Genomic DNA, 9,158 nt, shown 5'->3' on the forward strand with positions numbered 1-9,158 from the left:
CTCCCCAGCACCATCACCCAGGGAGAGTGACATTTGTAACGGGGAGAGGAGTGACCTTTCTAACGGGGCTCTACAGCGAAAATTTCCGGTAAGGCTATTTATGGAATGCAGTCGTGGTGACTGAGCCGAAACAGATTTCCGGCAAAAAAAAGAGCGCCTCATGGAAAGGGCGCTCTAGGAGCCGGAACCGTAGGGGCAAAGAAGGTCCGGGAGGAAGAAGCCCTACTCAAACCAGAGTTGATCCTTCGCGGATCTATCACGGGTTAAGCGTAGCTGAATTATCCTGACGCCTTGCGCCCGTGCGGAAACAGGCCGCGCGATTTCGCCTAAGGGCCGGTATGGAACCGCTCTGAAGCAGGCACGGATTGTTTACTTGAACCGGTGCAGGATCCTTGAACCGGGCGTGTTGCGTATCAGCCCGACCCAGTGCGGAGTCGCCCCTCCGCTGACGCCCTGGCTGAGTGTCCTGAACCGTCCTCAGCTGGGGCGTCTTTATTCACGCACTCTAACAGCCAAGCCTCACACCAGCATTGATGCCTAGGAGGGTCTGGCCGAAGCGCCGTGACCTTTGCTGCCCTGCAAGGCTCCGCGAGCGCCAAGACACCCATCTTGGGCCGCTGGACGCAGCGGCCCTTTTGGGGAGCGCGCAAGGTTTCTGCAATAAACCTCGGCAAACCGGACAAAGCAGGAACATAGAAGGTAGTGAGCAGAGGTGGCTGCCGCCCTCCCCGCTCACTCTGTGGACAGCAACCAAACAGGATTCGGCACGCCGCTTTCATTAATCCCATAATCGGTTCTGTCAGGTTGGCGAAGGCTCGAGACTTGTGGCAGGGTCTCAGGCATGAGCACGACGTCCAATCCGTACCGCGGCTTCCGCTTTCCGGCTGAAATCATCAACCAGGCGGTCTGGTTGTATCACTGCTTCAGCCTGAGCTTGCGGGAAGTCGAGTTGATCCTGGCGGCGCGGGGTGTCGTCGTCAGCTACGAGACGATCCGCGAGTGGAGCCTGCGCTTCGGGCGAGCCTATGCCAACAGCCTCAAACGGCGCCGGCCGAGACCCGGCGACAAATGGTTTCTCGAAGAGGTATTTGTTCGCATCCGCGGCAAGCTGCACTACCTCTGGCGCGCCGTTGATCAGTACGGGAACGTGCTTGATGTGCTGGTTCAGGGCCGCCGCAACACGAAGGCCGCCAAGCGCTTCTTTCGCAAGCTACTGAGGGGTTTGTGCTACGTGCCCAGGGTGATCGTGACGGATAAACTCGCCTCCTATGCTGCGGCCAAACGCGAGATCCTTCCATCTGTCGAACATCGGCAGAGTCGATACTTGAACAACCGCTGTGAGGTCTCGCACCAACCCGCCCGACGGCGCGAGCGCCACATGAGGCGGTTCAAATCAGCCGGGCATGCGCAGCAGTTCCTCGCCACCCACTCACCGATCCACAATCACTTCCAACTCCGCCGTCACCGTCTTTCCGCTAGTGAATATCGCGCGACCCGCGATCGCGCCTTCAATTCCTGGCGCGATGCGACCGGTGTTCCCCTTGTGGGTTGAGTTAAATTGGCTTGGAAGATGCGCAGCGACATCTTTGGCGTTTCGGCATTAAGTTGACAGCACCAGTTGAAGGGACTCACACCAGACAACCTACCCGCATGAAGCTGCATGATTGCATGGCCTGAATACTGGCCGGCCGCGTCAGGGTGACGCCTTGCGGAACGTGGCGATCACACCGGAGTTGCTGCATGAGAACAGGCCATCACGGGGAGCCTACCATGACGAAGTCACTCAAAGCCGGAGACAAGGTGTCTTGGGATTCCTCGGGTGGTCACAGCACCGGAAAGGTAGTGAAGAAGCAGACTACCCCCATGCAGATTAAGGGTCACAAGGTTGCAGCCTCAAAGGATAACCCCGAGTACATTGTGAGGAGCGACAAGTCGGGAAAGACTGCAGCCCACAAACCTAGTGAACTCAAAAAGGCGTAAGCGCCTTCCCACCCAAGCTGCCAGGAGCGCTACGCTGGAGCGGGGATGGCCACGCGGCTGATGAACTATGAAAGTTGTAGGCTCTTTCAACGTCAGCTCGTCACCAGATCTCACGGGCTATTTCCTCCTCTCAGCAGACCTGTGCTCGCCGTTCGAGTGCAGGCTCCGCCTGCTCTGCGCCCGAGTGCCACGCCGTGACTTACATTTTTCACAGGCACGCTACATCTGAACTCCCGACAGTTTCCAGCTCCTTGATCGAGAACGATGTGACCGCCCAGAGCTCCCTGCGCTATCTACCCTACGACGACGCTGTAGAGACGATCCCGCCTGACGAGGATCACACCGTCGAGGAGATCATTGCCTCGCTTGCTCGGGTCAGTCGGACCCTCGCCAAGCGATACGAACATGCGGTCCGTCCCTCGCACGGCAAAAGCCATGGCCTGCTAAAAGGGACACTTACGGTTCTCCCCGACTTGCCCGGGCCTTTTGCGCAAGGGCTCTTTGCCGCGCCACGCACGTACTCCCTGGTTGCTCGTCTCTCCACTGAGCCTGGAGAGCTTTTGGCCGACACCATCCACACGCCGCGGGGCATTTCTCTCAAGGTGATCGGCGCAACGGGCCCGATGATCAGTGGGCACGAAGGGGAGATCACGCAGGATCTTCTGCTCAGCTCCGGCCGGCGCTTTGCGGTGGCAGACCTGAAGGGCTTCCTCAGAGTGCAGCGTTTCCTCGAGGGGATCTCAGGTCTGCCCGAGGGCGTAAAGCAAGCCGGCACGGCGCTTGGGTTTGCGGCGAACAAGGCGCTGCATCTCGTGGGGTCCGACAACGTGCTGCTGGACTTCTTCGGGCATCCACACACCCATCCCCTGGGTGAGAGCTATTTCAGCCAGGCGCCCCTGCGGTATGGCCGCTATGTGGCAAAGCTTGGTCTGTTTCCGGTGTCGGAGGAACTGCAGAAGTTCGTCGGCACGACCTTGGATCCGTCGAGTGGCACTTCCGTCCTGAAGGATGCCGTTGTGGCGCACTTTGCCGAGCGCGGGGCCAGGTACGAGCTGCGTGTCCAGTTGCGCACGAGCGCCGAGACGATGCCCATCGAGGACGCATCCGTGGAATGGCCTGAGGATGAGAGCCCGTTCGTGCCCGTAGCCGAGGTCGCTTTCCCGCCGCAGGATGCTTACAGCCGCGCACGCCAGGTCTTCGCCGATGACAGGCTCTCCTTCACGCCCGCCCACAGTCTCGCGGCCCATCGTCCCCTGGGCTCCCTCATGCGTGGGCGCCTCAAGGCCTATGGCGCCATCGCGGCGCTTCGCACGGAGCTGAATGCCACCCGCCGCGTCGAGCCGCGCAGCCTCGACGAGATCCCGGACTGAGGCACTTCTCAGCCGGCCTGGTGATTGAGCACACCTGCGCTTTGCCCCGAGCTGCGAACTGGCGCCCGCTCACGGAACGTAGCGCTTCTCCTCGTCGGTGTGCTGATCGCCATGGCCGGCAACACCCACCATGTGGCGGTACGACAGCTCCGCACCGGCCCAGCCCGTCACGCCGAGCACTGCCGCCGTTGCGGTGGACAGTCCAATCTCGGCAGCATTGGGCATGGCGCCTGCCTGACGTTTCTGGCGCAGCGCGAGGTTGGCAGCCGCGAGGCCGAGCGCAAGCGGGTTACCATAGGCGTGGAGCTTGCCCACCGACTTCTCGCGGGCGCGGCGGATGGTGAAATAATCGATGGCTCCGACCGCGCCGGCAACGAGCCCCGTGACAAGGCCCGCACCAAGCATCCAGCGCGACGTGCGCGACCAGAAGGGATCCTCGGTGGCGCGCGCGGCAACGTCGGTGGCGAGCGCTGCAGTCAGGAAAGTGATCGGAAATGGGATCAGCATGGGGTGGATGGGATGGCCCACCACTGCAGCGGTGCTCGGCAGCCCGCGCAAGGGTCGGGCTCGGCTCCCCTGCTCGGGTCGCGCCATCTCGCGCAACTCCTCCATGCGGGAGGGTCCGGATGGTCCATTGGGCTTGTGACGGGGGGCTTGGGGCGGCTCCGGCCTGACCTGGTGCATGGCTATGATCTCTTCAGAAGGCTGCGCTTCGTTGAGGCAACCCCCACAAGCGTCCTCTGGTTTGGCAGATCCCCGGCGGCAGACTGCCGCAGAGCGCCTCCATGGGGACACAACCCCGCCTTCTAAGCGGGATCTCACACCGTTCGATGCTGCTAAGGAACCACTGCCTTGGTCTGATGGGGGTAAAGGCGGAAGGCTTCCGCTCACCGCCCGTAGAGCATGCCTCGGAGCAGCCGAAAAGGCACAAGAACACGGCAGGGCCTTCTGTTATCCACTATGACTACGCCACTACGGCCAGTGGGCCGGGTACCGAGGCTGTGATCGTGCAGACCAGCCCGGCCGTGGCAAACTCAATCTTGGCCTCACCATGGAGATCGCCGGCAAGGCTCCGCTCGATCAGCCGTGTGCCAAAGCCCCTGCGGGCCGGGGGCCGCACAGGCGGCCCACCACTCTCCTCCCAACGCAAATGAAAGTGACCAGGGCTGTCTGTCTCGTCCAAGCTCCAGCGGATCTCCACCCTCCCGGTCTCATTTGAGAGGGCTCCATATTTCACCGCGTTTGTCGCCAACTCCTGGAGCGCCATGGCAACCGCCAGTGCCATTGAGGGAGGGAGGCGGACCTCAGGCCCGGCAACCTGGATCCGGTTCTCACCATGGGCCCGAAACGGCTCCATGGCCTCCGTCACGATCTGATCCAGGCTCGCCGCCTCCCAGCTCTCTCGGGTTAGCACGTCATGCGCCTTCGACAGCGCAATCAGGCGGCTGGCGAGAGCGGCTTGCGCGTCCTCCGGGGTTGGCGCATTGCGCAAGGTCTGGAAGACAATGGACTGCACGGTTGTGAGGGTGTTCTTCACCCTGTGGTTCAGCTCGTTGAGGAGCAGGCGCTGATGCTCCTCTGCACGCTTGCGCTCGGTGATGTCGCGCGCAACGCGGATGCCATAGAGTGGTTTGCCGTTCACATCGTCCACGCGCGAGGCGGACAGCTCGACCCAGATGCTGTGCCCATCCTTATGAACATAGCGCTTCTCCAGCGTATAGGCGTCGATCCCGCCCGCCATCTGCCGGCGGAACTGATCGAGATCAGACCCGAGGTCGTCGGGATGGGTGATGTCGATGAAGGTCATCTGCAGCAGCTCTTCACGACCGTAGCCGGTGATGATGCTCAACTGCTCGTTCACCCGCAGAAAGCGACCGCTGGCATCCACCTCGGCAATGCTGGTGAAGGCATGCTCGTAGGTGGAGCGGAGGCGCTGCTCGCTCTCGCGCTGGGCCGCTTCCGCATGCTTACGAAGGGTTATGTCTCGCAAGTAGGCCGTAAACCGTGGTTTCTCCCCGCCACTGATCGGGCTGATCGCCAGCTCAACCGGGAAGCGGGAGCGGTCAGCCCGGAGGGCCCCCAGCTCAATGCGCTGGTTCAGCACAGGCCCTTCACCCGTGGCAAGATAATGGGCCATGCCCTGGCGGTGCCGCTCCCGGTACTCAGGCGGAATGATGAGCTCGGCCAAATCCCGGCCCAAAGCAATCTCACGGGGGTAGCCGAAGGTCCGCTCCGCGGCAGAGTTCCATTCAATGACCCGGCTCTTATGGTCAATGCTGACGATGCAGTCGAGCGCCGCGTCGAGGATAGAGCCCTTGAGAGCCTCGCTCTCGCGCAGTTCCTCCTGAGCGCTTTTGTAGCCGGTGATGTCAATGGACACAGCCAGGATGCTGTCCGGCTTGCCGGAGCTGTCAAGAATGGGACTGACGGCATTTCTCACCCAGACCGCCGATCCATCCGGACGGAGATAGCGTTTCTCGATCTCGAATGCCTCGCCTGCTTCCAAGGCTCGGCGGAACAGGGTCATGTTGTGCGGGAGGTCGTTCGGGTGGGTACAATCCTGCATGCGGAGCTGGAGAAGCTCATCGGGGCGGCGGCCCAGGATGGCGCAGTATTGGTCGTTCACGCGCACGAAGCGGCCGCTCAGATCAACCTGGGCCATCCCTGCTGCTGCTTGGGCAAAGAGGGCCTCCACCTGCTGCGCGCTTCTGGTTGTGGTCGGTGCAACATCGGTGTTGCCGGTTTGATCTGCCCTAGCCCCTCTCCCATAGAAGCCACGCAGGGCTGCGCGCACGACTTCGCTGGCACTCTGGTACTGACCAGAGGCCACATCATCGCCGATGAGGCGTAAGAGTTCAGGGGTGAGGGAGACGTTTAGGGTAGATCTAGGTGGCATAGGCAAAAGCAATAGCAGAATAGGGCCTGGCATATAAGGCTGTGGCAAAGAATGTCACTGTGGCAGATCGGATGGTTAGTAGGCTTTATGTGCTCACCATCAGTGCAGATGTTCAAGCAAGTGGCGCATCGACAGTACAAGTGACCGCATCCTGGGCAAAACCGATAGGAGCGGGACTTCGAAGAGCGGAAAGCGGGAAAAACGGTCGAAATCTGGGGTATTCGGGGTTGTTTCCGCCAAACCCCCGCCAAGCCGTTTGCCGCCTGGACGACGCTTTCGAGCCGACGCTGGCGGGCGCGATCCAAGCTTCAGAATCCCAGGTACTCCGGTTCGTTCCCAGCAAGCCTGGGCGCCTCGTCCCCTCGCCAATCTTGTTCGTCTAGGACCAGTGACATCTGATCAAAAGCTAGGGAGCCTTGGCATGCTACCCAGCCAGCTAAAGAAAAGTCCTGACCAGCCTGGCCGCTCACATGAAAGGCCGAGTTCAACGCGAAAGTGGACGTTCATCAAACGTCGGCCTCGTGCCGATAGTGTTTAAGAAGTCCGCAACTACCATTTTTCCTGTCGGTAACATACAGGATGTTGGGCCTCGCCTGGCACGCTGATGCCAGTAATAGACCGACCAAGCAGCGCTCGGAAGTTTTTCAACAAAATCTGCCATCTGCTGACCTTGCCGGGCTGGCGAGAGTCCTACTCCAGGCGGTATGGAGACGCTCACTCGATGAGCAACCTCCAACTCGGGTTCGCTATCACGTTGACGGAGAGCCAATCGAAGAAGCTAAACGGGACAGGATCGCAAGAGCGTTTATGCCAAGTTGATGTGTCAGTTCGCCAGCCGCAACGTCTCGGCCAAGGGCAGCAGCCTGCCCGGACCATAAAGGAGAAAAGTCACCTGATCCGACGGTTTCTGCTTTCGTCCGGAGCGGGGTAACCGCAGCAGAGGCTAGCGGGAACAGCGGTGCCAGCTCCGACATCGGGCCGACCTCCCGAACGATACGGTTGACGATCCCGCGGGCTGGTCGGCCGGTGAACACATTCGTGAGAACGGTGTCATTATCCTTTGCTCTCTTGAGGGCGTCACGATGCAACGGACTGACTTTGGCTTCAGGGCAGAACAGATACGCCGTTCCAATCTGAACCGCTGAAGCTCCAAGAACGAGGGCCGCAACAATACCCCGCGCATCACCAATGCCGCCTGCGGCGATCACCGGAACCCTTACGGCGTCCACCACCTGCGGGACCAGGGCTATTGTCCCCGCCTGAGTCGAGATGTCCTCGGTCAGAAACATCCCACGATGCCCACCGGCCTCGTAGCCCTGAGCGATGATGGCATCACACCCTTGGCTCTCCAACCATCGTGCTTCATCCACTGTGGTAGCTGACGAGATGATCTTTGCGCCGGTCGCTCGAACGCGCTCCAAGAGAGCGCTCTCGGGCAAGCCGAAGTGGAAGCTGGCAACCTCCGGGGCGAACTCCTCAACAAGGTCACACATAGTACCATCGAATGGGGCACGGGCCCCAGCGGGAACAGGTGCTTGCGGATCGAGGCCAAGTTCCACGTAGTAGTTCGCCAGGCGCTGCTTCCAGGCATCCTCTCGCGCTGGGTCAGCATGGGGCGACTGGTGGCAGAAGAAGTTGAGGTTGATGGGTCGGGATGTCCTTTGACGGATGATGCCAAGCTCGTTGCGCATCTGCTCCGGGTTGAGCATCGCACATGGCAGGGAACCAAGCCCTCCCGCCTCGGACACGGCAATCGCCATCTCCGATCCAACGGACCCTGCCATCGGAGCTTGGAGGATCGGCAGCTCGATGCCAAACAGGTCTTGAACACGACGATCTGGCCACATGGTGTGATTCCTTACTGCTTCTGGCTCCATATCGAATAGTCCTTCGCAGATGCCTGCATTCAGGAGAGCACCGTAGGCAAAAACCTTAAGCGAGGCTAAGGGGCAGCCTCGGAGTTATGCCCTACTTCAGGTGGGCACCTCAACGAGGAAAGCGCGACCGGCGGCCTTGCCAAGGTGCAAACAAAACGGATGTAATAGTCACCAGTGGTCGGCAAAGTCAGCCACTATCACACCGCAGGGAGACGGACCATGGCCCATCCATTCGCACCTGTCGGGATGATCGGAATCCTGGCACTGACCGGGGGTGCAGCCTCCGCACAGACGCCTCCCACACCAACAGAGCTCGCGGCCTATCGCGGGCTGCACGCGGTCGCTGCTAAAGGCTCCGTTGAAGGCATCGGGCACCTGCGCCAACAAGGGGACGATCCCAATGCCCGCGACAGCAACGGCCGAACACCACTGCATGTGGCTGTTTTCCAGGGGCACGGGATGGCAGCTCGTGTTCTGATCGCCGCTGGTGCGGATCCCGCCCTGCTCGACAACCAGCGCTATGACGCCGTGACCATCGCGGCAGTCCAAGATGACGTGCCTACCCTGAAGGCGCTGCTTGCAGCCGGCGCGAGTGCGAAACTGGTCACCAGCGTCTACGACGGCACGGCCTTGATCGCCGCGGCCCATCTTGGCCACGACAGCATTGTTCGCGAGCTCATCCGTGCTGGAGCGCCCCTCGACCACATAAACAATCTTGGCTGGACCGCCTTGATCGAGGCGGTGATCCTCGGCGACGGTGGCTCCCGCCATACAGAAACCGTACGTGCGCTCGTCGAAGCCGGCGCTAACCCCAAGATCCCTGATCGGAACGGCGTGGCGCCCCTGCAGCACGCTGAGGCGCGCGGCTATACCAGCATTGCCTCCATCCTGAGCCAGGCAGACCGCTAGGGATCCGGGAACCTTTCCGAGCAGCCCTCATCCAATGGGAACGGGCACCGTTCTCTTATTCCGGGGATTCTGGTCAAGCCCTTTGAGCAGTCCTTTCCGTCAGTTCGGCTGATATCACCTGTCGGG

7 protein-coding genes are annotated in these 9,158 nt (G+C 61.1%); 4 read left to right on the forward strand and 3 right to left on the reverse strand.

Annotated elements, in window-relative coordinates:
• Positions 1 to 841 precede the first annotated feature (841 nt).
• The 3 genes from JKG68_RS29320 (at position 842) to JKG68_RS29330 (ending at position 3,350) form a co-directional block, all read left to right on the forward strand.
• Positions 842 to 1,552, forward strand: coding sequence for an IS6 family transposase (locus JKG68_RS29320; protein WP_202065627.1), 711 nt, complete (start codon positions 842 to 844; stop codon positions 1,550 to 1,552).
• Positions 1,553 to 1,770: 218 nt separating this feature from the next.
• The gene (locus JKG68_RS29325) at positions 1,771 to 1,980 is read left to right on the forward strand and encodes a hypervirulence associated TUDOR domain-containing protein (RefSeq protein ID WP_202065629.1); all 210 of its coding nucleotides are present in this window, start codon (positions 1,771 to 1,773) and stop codon (positions 1,978 to 1,980) included.
• A gap of 266 nt (positions 1,981 to 2,246) precedes the next feature.
• Positions 2,247 to 3,350 (forward strand): catalase family protein, encoded by a 1,104-nt coding sequence (locus tag JKG68_RS29330; RefSeq protein ID WP_202065631.1) that lies wholly within the window; start codon positions 2,247 to 2,249, stop codon positions 3,348 to 3,350.
• 69 nt (positions 3,351 to 3,419) lie between these two features.
• Here JKG68_RS29330 and JKG68_RS29335 read toward each other — a convergent pair whose 3' ends face one another.
• From JKG68_RS29335 to JKG68_RS29345, 3 genes are all read right to left on the reverse strand, one after another.
• Entirely contained in the window at positions 3,420 to 4,034 is a 615-nt protein-coding gene (locus JKG68_RS29335) for a DUF2231 domain-containing protein (RefSeq protein WP_246516025.1), read from the reverse strand.
• A gap of 280 nt (positions 4,035 to 4,314) precedes the next feature.
• Positions 4,315 to 6,279 (reverse strand): PAS domain S-box protein, encoded by a 1,965-nt coding sequence (locus JKG68_RS29340; RefSeq protein WP_312891032.1) that lies wholly within the window; start codon positions 6,277 to 6,279, stop codon positions 4,315 to 4,317.
• Between the two features lie 716 nt (positions 6,280 to 6,995).
• Complete coding sequence (locus JKG68_RS29345) at positions 6,996 to 8,093, reverse strand: NAD(P)H-dependent flavin oxidoreductase (protein WP_202065635.1); 1,098 nt, start codon at positions 8,091 to 8,093, stop codon at positions 6,996 to 6,998.
• Between the two features lie 249 nt (positions 8,094 to 8,342).
• Here JKG68_RS29345 and JKG68_RS29350 point away from each other — a divergent pair, with 249 nt between their 5' ends.
• Positions 8,343 to 9,032: an ankyrin repeat domain-containing protein gene (locus JKG68_RS29350; RefSeq protein WP_202065637.1), complete on the forward strand. Its 690-nt coding sequence runs from the start codon at positions 8,343 to 8,345 to the stop codon at positions 9,030 to 9,032.
• Positions 9,033 to 9,158 lie beyond the last annotated feature (126 nt).

Origin of the sequence: Microvirga aerilata, assembly GCF_016743775.1 — a bacterium.
In the GTDB taxonomy this organism is placed as follows: domain Bacteria; phylum Pseudomonadota; class Alphaproteobacteria; order Rhizobiales; family Beijerinckiaceae; genus Microvirga; species Microvirga aerilata.

Bases quoted from the DNA above. Each gene is read 5' to 3' on its own strand.
- JKG68_RS29335 (WP_246516025.1), bottom strand. From the start codon at position 4,034: ATGCACCAGGTCAGGCCGGAGCCGCCCCAAGCCCCCCGTCACAAGCCC.
- JKG68_RS29325 (WP_202065629.1), top strand. From the start codon at position 1,771: ATGACGAAGTCACTCAAAGCCGGAGACAAGGTGTCTTGGGATTCCTCG.
- JKG68_RS29320 (WP_202065627.1), top strand. From the start codon at position 842: ATGAGCACGACGTCCAATCCGTACCGCGGCTTCCGCTTTCCGGCTGAA.
- JKG68_RS29345 (WP_202065635.1), bottom strand. From the start codon at position 8,093: ATGTGGCCAGATCGTCGTGTTCAAGACCTGTTTGGCATCGAGCTGCCG.
- JKG68_RS29340 (WP_312891032.1), bottom strand. From the start codon at position 6,279: ATGCCAGGCCCTATTCTGCTATTGCTTTTGCCTATGCCACCTAGATCT.
- JKG68_RS29350 (WP_202065637.1), top strand. From the start codon at position 8,343: ATGGCCCATCCATTCGCACCTGTCGGGATGATCGGAATCCTGGCACTG.